This window comes from Streptomyces sp. NPDC051913, assembly GCF_044593635.1.
Taxonomy (GTDB): domain Bacteria; phylum Actinomycetota; class Actinomycetes; order Streptomycetales; family Streptomycetaceae; genus Streptomyces.
In genome coordinates, this window is record NZ_JBIUCI010000014.1 from 47,502 (window position 1) to 65,003 (window position 17,502).

Sequence of the window (17,502 nt, forward strand, 5' to 3'; positions counted from 1 at the left end):
GTGCCCGACGTCGGCCCCCCTGTCGAAACGGTCGTGGAGGTGGACACCCGGGCTCCGGGCACGGCCATCTCCACCGATCTGTTCGGCGCGTTCTGCGAGAACCTCGACTACGCGGCGGACGGCGGCCTCTACGCCGAACTCGTACAGAACAGGTCCTTCGAGTACGGCCCGGCCTACCGGCCCGAGCGGCACTCCCTCACCGCGTGGGAGCTGCTGGACCGGGACGGGGCCGCTGGATCACTCACAGGCGCCGCCGACGACCCGCCGCATCCGGCCCATCCGCACTACGCGGTGCTGACCAGCAGCACCGGCGCCGGTGCGGGGCTGTGCAGCGAGGGGTTCGACGGTATCCCGGTCCGGGCGGGGGAGGCGTACGACGTCAGCCTCTTCGCCCGCCTGGCCGAGGACGAGGACACCATGGATCGGTTGGTCGCGCGGATCGAGAGCCGGGACGGCGAACGCATCTACGGGCAGGTGGAACTGGGTCCGCTGGGCGACTCCTGGAGACGCCACGCGGCGGTCATCACCTCCGAGGTCGCGGACGCCGACGCCCGGTTCACTCTCACGGCCACCGGTCCCGGCACCGTCCACTTGGACCTGGTCTCGCTCTTCCCGCTGAACACCTTCAAGGGTCGGCCGAACGGCCTGCGCGCCGACCTGGCTCAGGCCATCGCCGACCTGAAGCCCAAGTTCCTGCGCTTTCCCGGCGGTCGCCTCTCCCACGGCCAGGGCCTCGCAAACATGTACCGCTGGTCCCAGACGGTCGGTCCGCTGCATGAGCGTCGGCAGCAGTTCAACATCTGGCGCTACCACCAGTCGATGGGCCTCGGCTACTACGAGTGCTTCCAGTTCTGCGAGGACATCGGCGCCAAGCCGGTGCCCGTCGTCCCGGCGGACGCGCGGCATAGCATGCGAGTTGGTGCCGAGACCGCAGAGCAGGGGCGAGCGTGGTAACGATCCAGGACGTGGCGAAGGCGGCCGGAGTCTCGCCGATGACCGTGTCGAACGTCATCAATGTCCATCCCAACGTCCGCCCGTCCACGCGGGAGAAGGTTCTGGACGCGATGGCCCGGCTCGACTACCGGGTCAACGTCGCCGCCCGCAATCTGCGCAAGGGCCGTACAGGGATCATCGGTCTCGCCGTCCCCGAGGTCAACAGTCCCTACTACGGACGGCTGGCGGCCGGCATCATCGCCGCCGCCGAGCGGCGCGGTCTGCGGGTGAGCATCGAGCAGACCGCGTCCCGGGAGAACGAACTGGACGCGCTGTCCCTGTCGCGCAACCACCAGTACGACGGGCTCATTCTCAGCGCCGCGGGCATGAGCCAGACCGACGCCGAGCGGCTCAGGGTGGAGAACCCGGTGGTCGTCCTGGGCGACCGGATCTTCGGCGGTCCCGTCGACCATGTCGCCATGCCCAACCTGGAAGCGGCCCGGGCGGCCACCTGCCACCTGGTCGAGCGGGGCTGCCGACGTATCGCGATCCTGTGCGGGGCGGTGGAGGAGGTCAACCCCTCCAGCCTCCGTCTCTCCGGCTACCAGCAGGCACACGAGGCCTCGGACCTCACCCCGGATCCCACCCTGATCCAGCACGTGGACAGGCTCGGCATGCGCGAAGGCGCGCAGCGCGCCCGCGCGATGGCGGAGAGCGGGCTCGACTTCGACGGTGTGTTCTGCGTGACGGACTCCCTGGCCATGGGAGTGCTGCGGGGTCTGGCCGACACCGGGGTCCGGGTGCCCGACCAGGTCAAGGTGATCGGCTTCGACAACGTCACGGAGAGTGAGTTCTTCATTCCCACTCTCTCCACCGTGGACCCGGACCACGAGGGCATGGCCGCGCGCGGTCGACCTGCTCATCAGGCGCATCGAACAGACCGAGCCCTCGACGCGGCACCGGGACTTCATCGGCGACTTCTCGCTGGTGGTCCGGGAGTCGACGGGAGGCTGAACCCGCCCCGCCGTACGAGTACGAACGACGAGCACGAACAAGGGAGAACCCCGTGCACCCCCTGGCCGACGCGCCGCTCTTCCGCGACCCGATATACGACGGCGCCGCCGATCCCACGGCCATCTGGAACCGTCAGGCCGGTGAATGGTGGCTCGTCTACACCAACCGCCGCACCACCGCCCCCGGCCCCGGCGTCTCCTGGGTCTACGGCACCGACCTGGGCGTGGCCGCGTCCGCGGACGGCGGCCGCACCTGGAACTACCGGGGCGCCCTGACCGGCCTGGAGACCGATTGGGGCCGCAACACCTTCTGGGCGCCGGAGATCATCTGGCACGACGGGCTCTACCACATGTACGTGAGCTACATCCAAGGCATACGCGACGACTGGAACGGCGCCGCCTCCATCCGCCACTACACCAGCCCCGACCTGATCGACTGGGCCCATCACGGGGCTCTGGACCTCGGCTCCGACCGGGTCATCGACGCCTGCGTGTTCCCGCTGCCGGACGGCGGCTGGCGCATGTGGTTCAAGGACGACGGCTCCCACGGCTCGCTCACCTGCGCCGCCGACAGCCCCGACCTGTACCACTGGCGTCCCACGGGCCTGGCGGTCGGCCACCGCCCGCACGAAGGCCCCAACGTCTTCGAACTCGGCGGCCACTACTGGATGCTCGTCGACGAGTGGCGCGGCCAGGGCGTACTTCGCTCGGACGACCTCACCACCTGGGAACACCAGGGACTGATCCTCGACAAGCCCGGCAGCCGCCCCGACGACGAGACCATCGGCCTCCACGCCGACGTGGTTGTCCAGGGCGAGACGGCCTACGTCTTCTACTTCACCCACCCGGGGCGCGTCGCGCCTGTCACCGACGACGACGGCACCTACCCCACTCGCCGTTCCTCCCTCCAGGTCGCTGCCGCACGGGTCGTCGACGGCGCCCTGTGCTGCGACCGCGACGAGCCCGTACGGCTCGATCTGCTCGGCGTGGGTGACGCTCTTGATGTCGTTCCAGAACGCCCGCCCGGATCAGTTGCTGTAGCGGGCTCGACTGTCATGCGGATGTCGTGTGAACCAGGCGTCCGTGGAAGATGAGTGAGGCGGCCTGTTTGAGGCGGCGGACGCGGATGCTGACCTCGTAGGCGTCGATGCCTTCGACGGCGGCGACGCTGGTGGTGAGGTAGCGGTAGAAGTCCTCGGCGTCACGGCAGATGACACTGACCATCAGATTGTGGTGGCCGCTGATGGCGCCGGCGAAGGCGACTTCTGCGTGCTGGGCGAGTTGTTCCCCGGCCTGTTGCAGCCGGGTGGGGGTGACGCGGAGCCAGAGGGTGGCGTTGAGGGTGTGGCCGAGGCGCTCGGGCAGCAGTTCCACGTCGTAGAAGAGCGTGCGGGAGGTTTCCAGAGCCTCCATGCGGCGGGCGACGCGGGCGTTGGACCAGCCGGTGAGCTCGGCGAGTCGGGTGTGGGTGGTGCGGCCGTCCTCGGCGAGTGCGTCCAGCAGGGGGGCGTCCTCCTCCGTCGGGGGCCGCAAGGGGCCGGCGGGGGTGGGTGGCCGGTCGGCGGTGAGCTGCCGCACCTGGTCGGGTGTGAGGCCGTCGCCGTAGCCGGTCCATTCACTGGTGCCCGTCTCGCCGAAGAGGTGCAGCAGGAGGTCGATGCTGACGTCCAGGACGGAGGCGGAACGGGGCAGCTGGCGCAGGATGACGTCGTCCCGCTCGGCCTCGACGGGGGAGTGGATCATGCAGATGATTTCCGAGCCGCCCGAGGCGAGGTTGGCGTAGGCGACGTCCGGACGCTTGGCCAGGGAGTCCGCCAGGGGCCCGACCCGATCGGGGCGGGAGCGGATGCGGGTCACCCACTGGGCCTTGCCGTGGACGGCCGGGTTGACCAGGCCGACCACGCGCATCACCCCGCTGCGGCGCAGCGCGTGGTAGCGGCGGGCGGCCGTCTGCTCCGACACGCCGGTCACCTCCGCGATGTGCCGGAACGGGAGGCGGGGCGCGCATTGGAGCGCGTGGAGGATTTTCCTGTCCACTTCGTCGATCACCGGTGGAGTCTGGCACACCTCTGCGTCCACCTGGAAGTTTCTATTCGTCTTGGGCGGCTGAGTTCATGGTTTTGGGATGCGAGGTGGATGCTGGTCGTGTTCTCAAGAAAGGGCGTGACTCCCATGAGCACGCGGCTGGCGCCGACTGCGGACGGTATCGGCACATTCATCCTGCTGATGCACCTCACCGTGGCGGGCGTGGTGCCGTCCCACCGGACGGCGCTCCCGGGGGTCCACGGGCCACGTGCCGGCCTGGGCGTCGTCGTCACTCCCTGACCGGCCCGGAGCGCCGTCCTCGCATCCCCCGCGGGCGCTCCGGGCCTCCGGGCCGCGCTGTGCCGGCGAGCCGTTCACGCCACCGCACACGAGCGGTACGACTTCCCCATGGCGACCCCTGAGTACCACCCACCCCTCCCCATCCAACCGATTGCGGCTCACCATGCCGTACGGGAGAAAACGGAGAATTTCCGTGAACGTCACCATACCGGCGAGCGGGTCGACGGACAGGCGGGCGGCCACCATCGTCATGGCCTGCCTCGGCGTGTTCGTCGCCTACCTGCCGATCACCACGGTCGCCGTCAGCCTGCCCGCCATCCAGCGGGCGCTGAACACCTCGACCGCGCAACTGTCCTGGGTCCAGGACGCGTTCGTTCTTCCCATGGCCGCCTTCATCCTGACCGCAGGCGTGTTCGGCGACGTCCACGGCCGTAAGAAGGTCTTCCAGGCCGGCCTGTTCTTCAGCGCGGCCGGCGCGGCCGTCGCCCTGAGCGCGCACAACATCGAGACCCTGTGGGCGGGCCAGGCACTGGCGGGCCTGGGTTCGGCGGCGCTGCTGCCCACCACGCTGGCGCTGATCAGCCACGCGGTCCCCGACTTCCGTGAGCGCGGCAAGTTCATCGGCATGTGGGCCATGGCCCTGCTCGCGGCTCTGGCGGTCGGCCCGGTCATCGCCGGCGTGATCCTCGACCACTACTCGTGGCGCTGGATCTACCTGCTGTCCATCCCCCTCTCCCTGGTCGCGATGGCCGTCGCGGCCCGGCTGCTGACCGACTCGCGCGCCCCGCACGGACGCAAGCTCGACTGGCCCGGCCAGATCACCGCGGCCGTCGGCGTCACCGCCCTGGTCTACGGCGTGATCGAGGGCGGCGCCGACTCCTTCACCACGCCGAAGGTGATCGCCGCCCTCGCCCTGGGCGTCGTCGCGCTGATCGCGTTCGTCGTCGCGGAGAAGCGCAGCGCCAGCCCCATGCTGGATCTGGCTGTCTTCCGAAGTGCGGCCTTCACCGCCACCGCTCTCATCGCCCTGATCACCTTCCTGGGGCTGATCGGCTTCTTCTTCGTCCTCAGCCTGTACTTCGGCATGGTCCAGCAGCTCGGCACCCTGGAGGCAGGCGCCCGTCTGCTGCTGGTCCCGGTCGCCGCGATCGTGGCCGGCGCCCCGGCCGGCCGCCTGATGCACCGCGTCCAGGCCCGCTGGATGATCACCGGCGGGCTGGTGCTGATCGCCGGGTCCCTGTTGGCCATGACCAACCTCGATGCCGACACCTCCTACGGCTCCATCGCCTGGCGCCTGATCGTGCTGGGCGTCGGTCTCGGCCTGGTCACCACCCCGATGACGGCTACCGCCGTCGCCGCCGTGCCGCACCAGCTGGCCGGCATGGCCTCGGCCGCGAACAACGCCTTCCGCCAGGTCGGCGGCGCGCTCGGCCCGGCCGTCCTGGGCGCCCTGCTGTCCACCCGCGCCGTGCACACCCTGCCCGGTCACCTCGCCGACGCCGGTGTGACGGGCAGCCAGGCCGACACCATCGTCGCCACCGCCAAGGGCGGTGGCCTGGGCGCGGTCGCCGGGATGAACCTGGGTTCCACCGCCGGTCAGGTCTACGGCGCCCTGGGCGACTCCCTCATTGACGGCATGCGGCTGTGCCTCATCGTGGCGGCGGTGCTGGTGCTGATCGCGGCAGTCTGCGCGGTCACCCTCCTGCGCCGTCCCCAGAAGCCAGCGATGGGTGCGGCGAAGGCCGCGGGCACGGCACAGCACGGCGGCCCGGAGGCCTCGGCGGAGAAGGCCCCCCAGGCGGCGGGCTCCGCCTAGTCGACCCCCCGGCCGGCGGCACCGCTGACCTGCGGATGCGAGGAGCGGGGCATCGCCTCGGACCGGTCACAACGGTCCGGGGCGATGCCCCGCTCCGGTGCCGTGCCGGGGTTGTCGCCGCGTCCGGGGGTGCCGTATCCGGTGACTCGGTGGCGGGCGCCGAGCAGGGTGATGGCCCGGTACGTCGCCTGTGCGGACGTAGTCGGCGACTTCTGCCGCGAACCGACTTGATGGAGGCCGCACCGGGAGGCCTCGGCGGGTGCGATGGCATCTCGCCGGGCGTCGGCCGACGTGGCTGCCAAGGAGGCGCGACTGCCGGTCGGAGACGCCGATGCGGGCGGCTACCACACGGACCGGACGTCGACCTGGAGGAGGCAGGGCGCTGGCTCACCGTCAACGCCGTGGTGACGGCCCTGAACGCGCAGCGACGGACTTCCGAGCGGGCGCCGGGTCCACCTGACTTGGGTGATGTCCGCGCGGGTTGTGGTCCGGACCCGTCTGGTGGGACCGCAACCCGGCACTCCTGGACGCAGACGGAGGCTAGTCTTCTGAGTCAGGAATTCCGTTCAGATAGCTGGCGAGGCGTTCGAGGATCTCGTCTGCGGTCTTCGTCCAGACGTAGGGCTTGGGGTCGGTGTTCCATGCGGCGATCCAGGCCCGGATGTCCTTCTCCAGCGTTTGGACGGTTTTGTGGACGCCTCGTCGTATCTGCTTGTTCGTCAGCTCGGCGAACCATCGCTCGACCAGGTTGAGCCAGGACGACCCGGTCGGGGTGAAGTGCAGGTGGAAGTGCGGGTGGGCCAGCAGCCACGTCTTGATCACCGGGGTCTTGTGGGTGGCGTAGTTGTCCAGCACCAGATGGACGTCCAACCCTGCTGGGATCTCCTGGTCGAGCTTGATCAGGAACTTCTTGAACTCCTCCGCACGGTGCCGGCGATGCGGGGAGCCGCTCGGCTCTCCTCGCTGACCTGCGCAGGAACCGACCGGCCCGGGCCCTAACCGGCAGCGCTCACATGGGGCCGGACCGTGGTGTCCGGGACGAGGACCAGGGCGGTCACGAGTGCGGCCAGGAAGGCCAGGGCGACGAGAGAGGGGACCAAGGTGACGGCGGGTCCTGCGACGAGGCAGACGCCTCCGCCGGCGAGGAGGAGCGGGGAGCGGTGGCTCGTCGTGCGCAGGAGCAGGGCGGCCGAGGCGAGGAGGAAGACACCGACGCCGCCCGGCAGGGCCCAGGCAACGACACCATGGAGGGGTTCGGTCAGGTCGTAGTGGCCGGTGTCGGCGATCTGCGTGAGGGCCTTCTTCATGCCGAGGGCGGTGATGACGGTTCCGGCCACGAGGGGAAGGTGGAGGAAGGTGTAGGCGTCGCGGGCCAGCCGGGTGCGGTCGTCGCCGGTCACGGTGGTCAGGCGATGCTCGACCGTCTCGGCGAGTTGACGGAAGTACAGGCGCCACAGCCCTGCGGAGACCAGCAGCCCCAGAGCGGCACCGGCTACGACCGGGGTGCTGAGCGCGAAGCCGGAGACGCCGACGCCGATGGCGACGATCGACTCGCCGAGGGCGATGATGACGATCAGGCCGTGGCGTTCGGCGAAGTGGCCGGGTGAGGCGACCCGCCAGCCGGATTTTCCGGTGACGAAGATGCCCAGGTAGTCGATGAGTACGGCGGCGAGCCAGATCAGGATCTGAGTGGTGCCGGTGAACGCCGCGCCGATGAGGAGCAGGGCGAACGGCGGGGCCACCGAGAACAGGGCGGTGCGGCGCAGGACGCGGTGCAGGGCCTGGTCAGTGGGGTCGGACAGCCAGTACGTGACCAGGTGAAGGACGCGGACGGCGCCGTAGCACAGAACGAAGACCAGCGGGGCGGGCAGTCCGCCGGGCGCGTCGTCGTAAATCTCGGGAACGGTCAGCGACACGATCAGGACGACGGCCATGACGGACACCAGGACGGTGAACATCGCGCCGGAGTCGGCCCGTACGACGTTTCCCAGCCAGGCGAAACAGCACCAGCACCACCACAGCAGCGCCAGCGCGACCATTCCGCCGAGCAGCCGCAACCCGCTCGGGTCGGCCGCCATCAGTGCGGTGACCTGAGTGATCGCATACACGAACACCAAGTCGAAGAAGAGCTCGGCCGGTGTCACCCGGTGGCCGCCCTCGGTCGCGACCAGCCGCGACCCCTCGCCATTCGCTACCACAACTCCCCCTTTGAGGGCGCCCCACCGCCCACCGGCGGAACGATAACCCACTGGCTATGGCCAGAGGTGGTCGTTGGTGGGTACGAGGGTTCGCTTCCCGCGTACACAGCGGAAGAGGGAAGTGATCTTCCGTTTCGGCGGCCGAGCCGGGTCCGGCGTCGGCGAGGTGGACCCAAGGGGCTTGTTTACTGCCCTGCCGTACCGCCCGTCACCTGAACGGCCTACGCGTTCCGGCGCGCAGCGCGCACTGTTGCCCCGTTCGGGTCAGCCTGGACGGAAGGCTCCGCCACCGCGTATCCGTGCTCAACGGCTTACGGAGGCGTCATGGTCGTCATAGCCGTCCTCCTGCCGGTGCTTCTTGTCGGCATGCTCTTCGGACTCGATCTGTTGGAGACCCTGCTGTTCCCCGACACTCCCGACAGTGCTGAGCCACCGGACACAACCCGCTGACCCGGGCAGCCTCCGCGGTTCTCGGGGTGGGGAGGCCGGTGCTCAGGGTGACGCGGTCGGGGTGAGCGACTGTGCGCACCAGATGGTCTTGCCCTGGGTGGAGTGGCGGGTACCCCAGCCCTGAGTGAGTTGGGCGACGAGCAACAGGCCCCGTCCGCCCTCGTCGAGGGCACGCGCCCGGCGCAGATGCGGGGCGGTGTTGCTGGAGTCGGAGACCTCGCAGATCAGGGCGCTGTCGCGGATGAGGCGGAGCCGGATCGGGGGTTCGCCGTAGCGGATGGCGTTGGTGACCAGTTCGCTGACGACGAGTTCGGTGACGAACGCCTCCTCCTCCAGGCCCCAGGCCTCGACCTGATCGACGGCGACCTTCCTGAGGCGCGGCACCTGTGCGAAGTCCGCTTCGACGTCCCAGTCGGCCACGTGCTGAGGGTCCAGCGCGCGCGTACGGGCGAGCAGCAGGGCGGCGTCGTCCGTGCGTACTTGGGGGAGGGTGGCGTCCATCACCGTGTCGCACAGGGTCTCCAGCGAGGCGGCCCTGGGATCCAGGACCCGCAGCAGTTCGGCGCTTCCCTCGTCGAGGTCGCGTTCGCGGCTTACGACCAGCCCGTCGGTGTAGAGGGCGAGCAGGCTGCCCTCGGGCAGCTCGATCTCCGTCGCCTCGAACGGCAGCCCGCCGATGCCCAGGGGTGGTCCCGGATGCGCCGAGACCGTGGTCCTGGTGCCGTCGGGGGAGAGGAGCAGTGGAAGCGGATGCCCCGCGCTCGCCAGCGTGAGTCGGCGCGTGACGGGGTCGTAGACGGTGTAGAGGCAGGTGGCGCCCGTCTCTCCGGTCGTCTGGAAGCGGCCCGTCGACTGGAGGTCGCTGGCGAGATGGAGGACAAGGTCGTCCAGGTGGGTCAAGAGCTCGTCCGGCGGCAGGTCGACGTCAGCGAGGGTGCGGACCGCGGTGCGCAGCCGGCCCATGCTGGCCGAGGCGTGCAGGCCGTGTCCGACGACGTCGCCGACGACCAGCGCGACCCTGGCGCCGGACAGCGGAATGACGTCGAACCAGTCGCCGCCGACCTCCGCCCCGGTGCCCGCCGGCAGGTAGCGCGATGCCACCTCGACCGCTTCCTGGTTCGGCATTCCCTGCGGCAGCAGACTGCGTTGCAGGGTCAGCGCGGTCGTGCGCTCGCGCGAGTACCGGCGGGCGTTGTCGATGGCGACGGCCGCCTTGGCGGTCAGCTCTTCGGCGAGGATCAGGTCGTCGGCGGTGAAGGCCTCCGGCCGGTCCAGGCGGGAGAAGGCGACGACGCCGAGCAGCGCGCCGCGCGCCCGCAGCGGCACGGTGATCCGGCCCGTCAGCCCGTCCGCGGCGAGGGACGCGTCGATCACCGGGTTGCCCGCCGGCCAGTGGGCGGGGTCGGCGGCGAGCCCGGGCCCGAAGGCCCACTCGCCGCCCTGGCCGGGGTCAACGGCGAGTTCGACCGTGGACCTGCCGGTCGCCATGCAGCGGGCGGCGACGGAGCCGGGGCTGTGTGTGACCGGTTTCGTGGGCCCGGCGGCCTGGTCGGGGCCGTCGTGCGCGCTGTGCCGGGCGGTACGGATGAGTCCGATCGCGTCGTCCGGGTTGCCTGCGGACTCGGAAGGTGGTTCCTCTCCGCGCAGCACCTCGTCGAACAGATCCACGCTGACCAGGTCGACGAATCGCGGTACCGGAGTCATGGCGAGTTCTTGGGCGGTGCCGATCACGTCGAGTGTCCGGCCGATGCCGCCGCTGGCGTTGTTGAGGATGAGCAGGCGTTGCCGAGCCCAGTACTCGGCGCTCATGTCGAATCCCCAGTTGGCGACCGCGCGGACCGTGCCTTCGGCATCGCGGACGGGCCAGATGCTCGTGGCCCAGGCATGGGCGTAGTCGCTGCCGCGAGGACGGAAGACAGTGATGAGACGTGCGGGCTCGCCCGTCCTCGCCACCTCCGCGAGCTTGTCGGTGTAGGGCTTGTCGTCCCTCTCGGGAAACAGCGTGCGGTCGAACTCGGGAAGCACCTCGCGGTAGTGCTTGCCGAGCACCTGCTCCTCGGAGTGCGCGATCACCCGACCCGAGGAGGCGTTGATCCACAGAAACCGCAGCCCAGGGTCGTAGACACCCAGCGCGAAGGGACACTGCTCGAAGGCTCGGTCGGCAATCACCGGGCGACTTTCCCAGCGCTGCACTGTCACCACGTGCCCCAGCGCCCGCCCGCCGGTGCCGGACAGTGGCTGCGCCGTCACCACGGCGTCCACCGTGGAACCGTTGCGATGGCGCAGGGGGACGGGCCCCGTATGGCCTCGGGCGCTTTGGTGGCCCTCGGGGAACCCGGAGGGTGCGGGACCGACCAGCAGATCGGTCACCGGGCACCCGACCATGTCCTCCGCTGTCCAGCCCAGCAGGAGCCGTCCGCCCTCGCTCCAGCCGCTCACTGTGCCGTTCGGGTCGACCACGACAGCGGCGGTGGGGGCATCGTGCTCGTCGGCCATGTCCACGCGCGACACCTCCGTCCGGAGGGCTGTGCCTGCCGGGGCACACTTCCAGCGGTTGCTTCCAGGCTAGATCCGCTGGGACCGCGCGGCGCCCCGGCCGGTCCGTTCCGGATCATCGAGGCAGGAGCGGAGAGGGGCCTGTGGGCGCCCTGGCCTGCGACAGGCGCAGGGCGCCCGGACCGGCACCATGGTCGCGGGCCATGGGGGGATACCTGCGCACGGAGCCCGCCGCCGTATCGGCGACACCGTGGTGCTGCCGGTCACTGCGCGGTGAAGGTCCACAGCAGGTTGGTGCTGCTGCCGTACGTCCACTGCTTGGTGAGGGAGCCCGAGCTGACGTTGCCGCCGCCGTCGAGGACCAGGCCGGTGGTGCGGTTGGCGATCGAGTAGCGGTCGCCGCCGCGGTGGGTGATCTTCCACTGCTGGTTGGTGCCGCCGTTCCAGGGCGCCTGCCGGGCCGCGGAGCCGTCGGCGGTGGCACCCCAGCCGTCGGCGACCATGCCGTTGGTGCGGTTGACCAGCTTGTAGTAGCCGCCTTCGACCGCTTCCGCGTCCCACTGCAGGTTGGGGCTGCCGTCCCAGGTCCACTGCTTGAGGTCGGATCCGGAGGCGACGTCCCCTCCGCTGTCCAGGGCGAGGCCGTTGGTGACATTGGTGATCCGGAAGTGCGTCGCCGGGTTGAACTGGACCCTCAGCGAGGTGATCCGGTCGTTGTTGCCGGTGACCCGGAGGTCGGGGTTGTCGGCGGTGAAGGTCCAGGCGGTGCCGGTGAAGGTGTCCCCGGAGTAGCCGATCACCTGGTATCCGGGGGCGGGCCGGAGGGAGGAGAGGATGCCCGGGCCGAGCCCGGCCGTGGTCAGATCGGCCGCGGTGTGGTCGCCGACCGTGAGCACGGCGGACTTGCCGGTGTAGTTGACGTCCGCGAAGGCGACAGCGCCGGTCAGCGGCCGCAGGCCCGGGATCGTGGCGGAGAAGGCGAGCTTCAGCACATAGGCGCCCGCGCTGTACGGCGCCGAGGACGGCAGGGTGATGGCGAGGCCGGAGGAGTTCTGGGCCGGTGCGGGCAGGTCGATGTAGGTGCCGACGGTGGAGCCGAGGAGCTTCACCGAGGTCAGCGAAGAGAGGTTGATCCGCTCCGAGCCGAGCGTCTTGATCGTGAGTGAACTGCCGGGCCACCCAAGGACGGTGGCGTACAGGACGTTGTCGGCCTTGTTGCGGGTGAAGCGGATGTCCTGCGCCGTCCCGGCGTGCGGGGTGGTGAAGGAGCCGCCGCCCATCTTCGTCGGGCCCTCGCCGTACGCGGTCCAGGCGCGGGTCGCGTAGATCGACTCGCCGAAACGCCTCAGGTGGTCACCGATGCCCAGCAGGATGTCCTTCTGCGCCTGCGGGATGGTGCCGTCGGCCATGGGCGCGATGTTCAGCAGCATGTTGCCGTTCTTGCTGACCCGGTCGATGAACGAGTGCAGCATCTGCTCGATGCTGTAGTAGCCGATGCCCTGGGTGTAGCACCAGCTGCTGCTGGAGATGCTGTCGTCGGTCAGCCAGTACGGGGTGGTGAGGTCGGCCGGGCCGCCGCGCTCGTAGTCGAAGACCTCGCCCTTGCCGTTCATCCCGTCCTTGTAGGTGGCGACGACCTCACGGCCCCAGCCGATGGCCTGGTTGTAGTAGTAGGCCAGGAAGTTGAGGCGCTGTTGCTCGTCGACGGCCTGAAGGTTGAAGTCCTGCCACAGGATGTCGGGCTGGGCGCGGTCGATGACCTCCTTGAGCTTGTCGAACCAGAGCTGGTTCTCCGCGGCCGAACCCAGCTGCCCGTAAAGCTTCTTGAGGCTCGGGTCGGTCTGGGCGGGGACGTGCTCGTAGAAGCCGGTGAAGTTGTACGCGTGGTGCATGGCCACCAGCAGCTTGAGGCCCTTGGCGCGGATGGCCGTAGAGAAGAGCCCCAGCAGGTCGAGGCCGGGGCCCTTGTCCACCGAGTTCCACTCGTTGACCTGGCTGTCCCACATGGAGAAGCCGTCGTGGTGCTCGGCGACCGGTCCGGCGAAGCGGGCGCCGGCGTCGACGAACAGCTGCGCCCATTCGGTGGGGTCGAACTTCCCGCCGGCCGACTTCAGCTTCGGCGCGAACTTCACGGTGTTGCCCGCGAGGTCCTCGGCGCCGTTGATGAAGTTGTGGTACGGCCAGGCGGACGGCTGGCCGTAGGTCGCGATGTGGTGCCGGTTCGCGTTGCTTCCGGCGTCGTACATGTTGCGCGGGTACCACTCGTTGTCGTAGGCGGGGACGCTGAAGACGCCCCAGTGGAAGTAGATCCCGAACTTCGCGTCCTGGAACCACTCCGGGGACGGCGGGTGCTGGTCCACCGAGTTCCAGTCGGGCGTGTACGTGCTGGGCGCCGCCTCGGCGACACCGGCACTGAGCACACCTCCGGCAACGGCCGTCGCGGCCACGCAGGTTGCGGAGGCCAGGAACTGGCGTCTGTTGATCGAGCTCGACATGGATACATCCCTGATGCGGAAGGGGGGCAGGGGGAGCGCAGTGTCACGCATGAAGGTCGTTCATGTAACCGGGGCATGTCAACCAGCGTGCAGGGATGAATGCGGTTGCTGGCGAGTGGGATTTGTCTAACTCATCCCGATTGTTTGCGTATTGAGGTCGCCTAGACATGGCATGTCTGGAGGCTCTGCCGTGCACGACGAGCTCGGATTGCGGTCGGGGCTGCGAGGCCCACGGCCAGCCGGCCGCGGTGATCGATTTCCCGCACCCGCACCCCACTATCATCAACGTCACCCTCGGCACGAGGACTCCGAACAGGTCGGACGTGCTCGCGGGGCGTTGAGGGGAGGGACGCGCGGTGTCGCTGACGGACAAGGCGATCGAGCAGATCCGTGAACTGATCCGCACGGGAGCACTGCCGCCGGGCTCGAAGCTCCCGCCGGAGCCGGACCTGGCCGCCCAACTGGGCCTGTCCCGCAACCTCGCCCGCGAAGCGGTCAAAGCACTGGCCGTGGCACGTGTGCTGGAGGTCAGACGCGGCGACGGCACGTATGTCACCAGCCTCCAGCCGAGTGTGCTTCTGGAAGGGCTCGGCGGCGCGGTCGAGCTTCTGCAGGGCGACGCCGTCGCCCTCCAGGACCTCATGGAGGTACGGCGACTCCTCGAACCGATGGCCACGGCCCTGGCCGCCACCCGGATCTCCGACGACCAACTGGCCGAGGTGAAGCGGCATCTGGACGCCATGCGTGAGGCGCGCGACGACGTCGAACAGCTCAACGCCCACGACGCCGCCTTCCACCGAGCCGTCGTCCTGGCCACCGGCAACGAAACCCTCCTGACCCTCCTGGAAGGCATCTCGGGCCGAACCCTGCGTGCCCGAATCTGGCGCGGCCTGGTCGACGACAAGGCCGGAGACCGCACCCTCGCCGAGCACGAAGCGATCTACAACGCCCTGTCCACCCGCGACGCCACCCTCAGCCAGGCGGCCGCACTGCTGCACGTGAGCAACACCGAGCAGTGGCTGAAGGGACACCTGCGAGCCGGAGAACCTCCAGCCTCCGGGACGACCGCGGGGCAGTGAGGACGCTGCGCCCCACGCCACGCCCTGACACGTCCGCGGGGTCGACGGCCGCGGGAACCCGCGGGCCAGTCGATGGGTGCGGTGGACGCCGTTGATGTTCCCCCCCGGAACTGGGGCTCGGGCGAGCCCGAGCCCCGGGAGGGAAGGTCATCGGGGCCTTCCTTCGTGGATATCCCGGCCTTCAGGCCGGGGTGGGGGTACCTCCCGCTTGCGGGGGAGAAACGAAGCTCCTGCGGAGCGGGGCAGGGGGCGTCGGTGCGCCGCCGGTGCGGACTGGCGCCGCCCACCGCTCACCGGCCGACTCCTGCTGTTTATATGGGAGTTGATAGGGTGTGAGGTATGGCGCGGCAGGTCAAGCGGGCGTTCAGGTACCGCTTTTACCCCACGGATGAGCAGGCGGCTGAGCTGTCGCGCACGTTCGGCTGCGTCCGCCTGGTGTACAACAAGGCGCTGGAGGAGCGCACCCGGGCCTGGTACGGCGAGCAGCGCCGTATCTCCTACGTGCAGTCCTCGGCCGCGCTCACGCAGTGGAAGAAGACGGAGGAACTGGCCTTCCTGAGCGAGGTGTCCTCGGTTCCGCTCCAGCAGGCGCTGCGTCATCTGCAGACGGCGTTCGCCCACTTCTTCGCCAAGCGTGCGCAGTACCCGCGCTACAAGTGCCGGAAGAAGTCCCGGGCGTCGGCTGAGTACACCCGCAGCGCCTTCACCTGGCGCGAGGGGAAGCTGACGCTGGCCAAGATGGCTGAAGCCCTGGACATCCGCTGGTCGCGCTCCCTGCCTGAAGGTGCGGAGCCGACCACGGTGACCGTTTCCCGGGATGCAGCGGGCCGTTGGTTTGTGTCCCTGCTGTGCGAGGACACTGTCGCAGCGGCTCCCGCCGCGCATGCGGCGGTCGGCCTGGACGCCGGGATCACCTCGCTGGTGACTTTGTCCACCGGGGAAAAGGTGGCCAATCCCCGGCACGAGCGGCGCGACCGCGCCCGCCTTGCCCGTGCACAGCGGGAGCTGTCGCGCAAGGCGAAGGGCTCCGCGAACCGGGAGAAGGCCCGGCGCAAGGTCGCCAAGATCCACGCGCGGATCGCTGACCGGCGCCGGGACTTCCTGCACAAAGTGACCTCGCGTATCGTCCACGAGAACCAAGTGGTCGTGATCGAGGACCTGACCGTCCGCAACCTGCTGAAGAACGGCAAGCTCGCGCGCGCCATCTCGGATGCGGCCTGGACGGACCTGCGGTCCATGCTGGAGTACAAGTGTGCCTGGTATGGGCGTGAACTCGTGGTGATCGACCGCTGGTTTCCCTCCAGCAAGCTCTGCGGGGCCTGCGGCACGGTCACCGGGAAGCTGCCGCTCAACGTCCGCGAGTGGACATGCGGGCACTGCGGCGCCGTGCATGACCGCGACGTGAACGCGGCACGTAACATTCTGGCCGCCGGGCTGGCGGCGTCTGCCTGTGGAGACGGTGTAAGACCTCAACGGGAGTCCTCCCGGACGGGGCGGTCGTCGATGAAGCAGGAACCCCAGCGGGCGACCGCTGGAATCCCCCGCCTTTAGGCGGGGGAGGAAGTCAACCGGCGGTCAGAGTGGTCCACTTCTGATTGGTGCCTCCGTGGCAGTCCCACAGCTGCAGCTGCGCGCCGTCGGCTGTGGATGAGGCCGGGACATCGAGGCAGCGTCCGGAGGCAGGGTTGCGGTAGCCGCCGTTGTACGGCTGCCAGACCTGGTTGGCGCCTCCGTGACAGCTCCACAGCTGCGTCTTGGTGCCGTTGGCGACGGCCCCGCCGGCGGCGTCAAGGCACTTGCCCATGGAACGCAGGGTCCCGTCGGTGTAGGCGGACCAGTACTGGTTGGCTCCGTTGCCGCAGCTCCACGTCTGGACGGCGGTCCCGTTGGCGGTACTGGCGCCGTTGACGTCCATGCACTTGCCGGCGATGCCGGACTGAATGTGTGCGGGGGCGGGCGCGGGGTTCCTCAGCCACCCCGCGCCGTCCGCGGCCTGGATGCCGCGGTGGAAGGCGTCGGCCATCTTCTGGTAACCGGCGTCGTTGGGATGCAGGGAGTCGGCCAGGTCGGCCGTGGTCAGGCCGCTCATGTCGACGAATGCGACATGTCTGCCGGTGGCCTGTGCGTCGCCGACGATCCGGCGGACGGCCTGGTTGTACGTGCCCCGCCACCGCTCCTCCGAACTGCTGGTGGACACGACCAGGGAGGCGACGAGGACGGTTGCGTCGGGGACGTCGGCGGTGACCTGGTTGACCAGCGACCTCAGCCGGGTGATGGCACTGTCGACCTCGGATGCCCCCTGGAGGTCGTTGGTACCGATGTGCAGCGTCACCACGTTGGGCCGGTAGCGGGTCAGCGATGCGTCGGCGAGGGCGGCGATCTGGTCGATGCGGTATCCGGAGTGGCCCTCGTTGTCGGGGTCGGACATCGAACCGCCCCGCACCGTGCCGACGAAGTCCAGCGGGTGGCCGTCCGCTGCAAGCTGGTTGAACAGCGGTCCTCGGTAGCCGTTACCCGTGCTGCTCCCCACACCCCAGGTGATCGAATCGCCCAACGGCATCACGCGTAAAGGGGTGTTGGGGGCGGCGGAGGCCGCGGTTGCACCCGCCGCCGTCACCCCGAGCGTGGCAGCGACGAGGGTGAGCAGGGACAGGATCCAGGGCTTTCTCATGCGGTGTCCTCTTCTGCGAGTGGTTG

At 69.5% G+C, this 17,502-nt stretch carries 14 protein-coding genes and 1 pseudogene; 8 read left to right on the forward strand and 7 right to left on the reverse strand.

Features of this window, described 5'->3' with window-relative positions:
* The 3 genes from ACIHIX_RS34175 to ACIHIX_RS34185 are packed head-to-tail and all read left to right on the forward strand — an operon-like array spanning position 1 to position 3,040.
* On the forward strand, positions 1-954 hold the full coding sequence (locus ACIHIX_RS34175; RefSeq protein WP_399963077.1) for a hypothetical protein: 954 nt from the start codon (positions 1-3) through the stop codon (positions 952-954).
* Positions 948-2,222, forward strand: a complete 1,275-nt coding sequence (locus tag ACIHIX_RS34180; RefSeq protein ID WP_399963079.1) for a LacI family DNA-binding transcriptional regulator — start codon at positions 948-950, stop codon at positions 2,220-2,222. Before ACIHIX_RS34175 ends, ACIHIX_RS34180 begins: the two co-directional genes overlap by 7 nt.
* A complete protein-coding gene (locus tag ACIHIX_RS34185) occupies positions 2,171-3,040 on the forward strand; it encodes a glycosyl hydrolase (RefSeq protein ID WP_399963081.1) in 870 nt (289 codons plus the stop codon). Before ACIHIX_RS34180 ends, ACIHIX_RS34185 begins: the two co-directional genes overlap by 52 nt.
* On the opposite strand, the gene ACIHIX_RS34190 is transcribed toward ACIHIX_RS34185, so the two are convergent.
* Complete coding sequence (locus ACIHIX_RS34190; protein WP_399963083.1) at positions 3,000-3,995, reverse strand: Lrp/AsnC family transcriptional regulator; 996 nt, start codon at positions 3,993-3,995, stop codon at positions 3,000-3,002. The genes ACIHIX_RS34185 and ACIHIX_RS34190 overlap by 41 nt on opposite strands.
* A gap of 123 nt (positions 3,996-4,118) precedes the next feature.
* Between ACIHIX_RS34190 and ACIHIX_RS34195 the strand changes: the two genes are divergently transcribed.
* Entirely contained in the window at positions 4,119-4,271 is a 153-nt protein-coding gene (locus tag ACIHIX_RS34195) for a hypothetical protein (RefSeq protein ID WP_399963085.1), read from the forward strand.
* Between the two features lie 193 nt (positions 4,272-4,464).
* Complete coding sequence (locus tag ACIHIX_RS34200; protein WP_399963087.1) at positions 4,465-6,087, forward strand: DHA2 family efflux MFS transporter permease subunit; 1,623 nt, start codon at positions 4,465-4,467, stop codon at positions 6,085-6,087.
* Here ACIHIX_RS34200 and ACIHIX_RS34205 read toward each other — a convergent pair.
* The 3 genes and pseudogenes from ACIHIX_RS34205 to ACIHIX_RS34215 form a co-directional block, all read right to left on the reverse strand.
* Positions 6,084-6,389 (reverse strand): hypothetical protein, encoded by a 306-nt coding sequence (locus ACIHIX_RS34205; RefSeq protein ID WP_399963088.1) that lies wholly within the window; start codon positions 6,387-6,389, stop codon positions 6,084-6,086. The two genes, ACIHIX_RS34200 and ACIHIX_RS34205, sit on opposite strands and share 4 nt — an antisense overlap.
* A gap of 238 nt (positions 6,390-6,627) precedes the next feature.
* Positions 6,628-7,047 (reverse strand): annotated as a pseudogene (locus ACIHIX_RS34210) (transposase); the annotation flags it as partial.
* A gap of 35 nt (positions 7,048-7,082) precedes the next feature.
* Positions 7,083-8,285 (reverse strand): low temperature requirement protein A, encoded by a 1,203-nt coding sequence (locus ACIHIX_RS34215; protein ID WP_399963090.1) that lies wholly within the window; start codon positions 8,283-8,285, stop codon positions 7,083-7,085.
* Between the two features lie 324 nt (positions 8,286-8,609).
* Here ACIHIX_RS34215 and ACIHIX_RS34220 point away from each other — a divergent pair, with 324 nt between their 5' ends.
* Positions 8,610-8,735, forward strand: coding sequence for a hypothetical protein (locus ACIHIX_RS34220; protein ID WP_399963092.1), 126 nt, complete (start codon positions 8,610-8,612; stop codon positions 8,733-8,735).
* Positions 8,736-8,777: 42 nt separating this feature from the next.
* On the opposite strand, the gene ACIHIX_RS34225 is transcribed toward ACIHIX_RS34220, so the two are convergent.
* The gene (locus ACIHIX_RS34225) at positions 8,778-11,231 is read right to left on the reverse strand and encodes a SpoIIE family protein phosphatase (protein WP_399963444.1); all 2,454 of its coding nucleotides are present in this window, start codon (positions 11,229-11,231) and stop codon (positions 8,778-8,780) included.
* Between the two features lie 263 nt (positions 11,232-11,494).
* Positions 11,495-13,726: an alpha-L-fucosidase gene (locus tag ACIHIX_RS34230; protein ID WP_399963094.1), complete on the reverse strand. Its 2,232-nt coding sequence runs from the start codon at positions 13,724-13,726 to the stop codon at positions 11,495-11,497.
* Positions 13,727-14,082: 356 nt separating this feature from the next.
* Here ACIHIX_RS34230 and ACIHIX_RS34235 point away from each other — a divergent pair, with 356 nt between their 5' ends.
* A complete protein-coding gene (locus tag ACIHIX_RS34235; RefSeq protein WP_399963096.1) occupies positions 14,083-14,805 on the forward strand; it encodes a FadR/GntR family transcriptional regulator in 723 nt (240 codons plus the stop codon).
* Positions 14,806-15,144: 339 nt separating this feature from the next.
* Positions 15,145-16,356: an RNA-guided endonuclease InsQ/TnpB family protein gene (locus ACIHIX_RS34240; RefSeq protein ID WP_399963098.1), complete on the forward strand. Its 1,212-nt coding sequence runs from the start codon at positions 15,145-15,147 to the stop codon at positions 16,354-16,356.
* Between the two features lie 13 nt (positions 16,357-16,369).
* Here ACIHIX_RS34240 and ACIHIX_RS34245 read toward each other — a convergent pair whose 3' ends face one another.
* The gene (locus tag ACIHIX_RS34245) at positions 16,370-17,476 is read right to left on the reverse strand and encodes a ricin-type beta-trefoil lectin domain protein (protein WP_399963100.1); all 1,107 of its coding nucleotides are present in this window, start codon (positions 17,474-17,476) and stop codon (positions 16,370-16,372) included.
* Between the last annotated feature and the right edge of the window lie 26 nt (positions 17,477-17,502).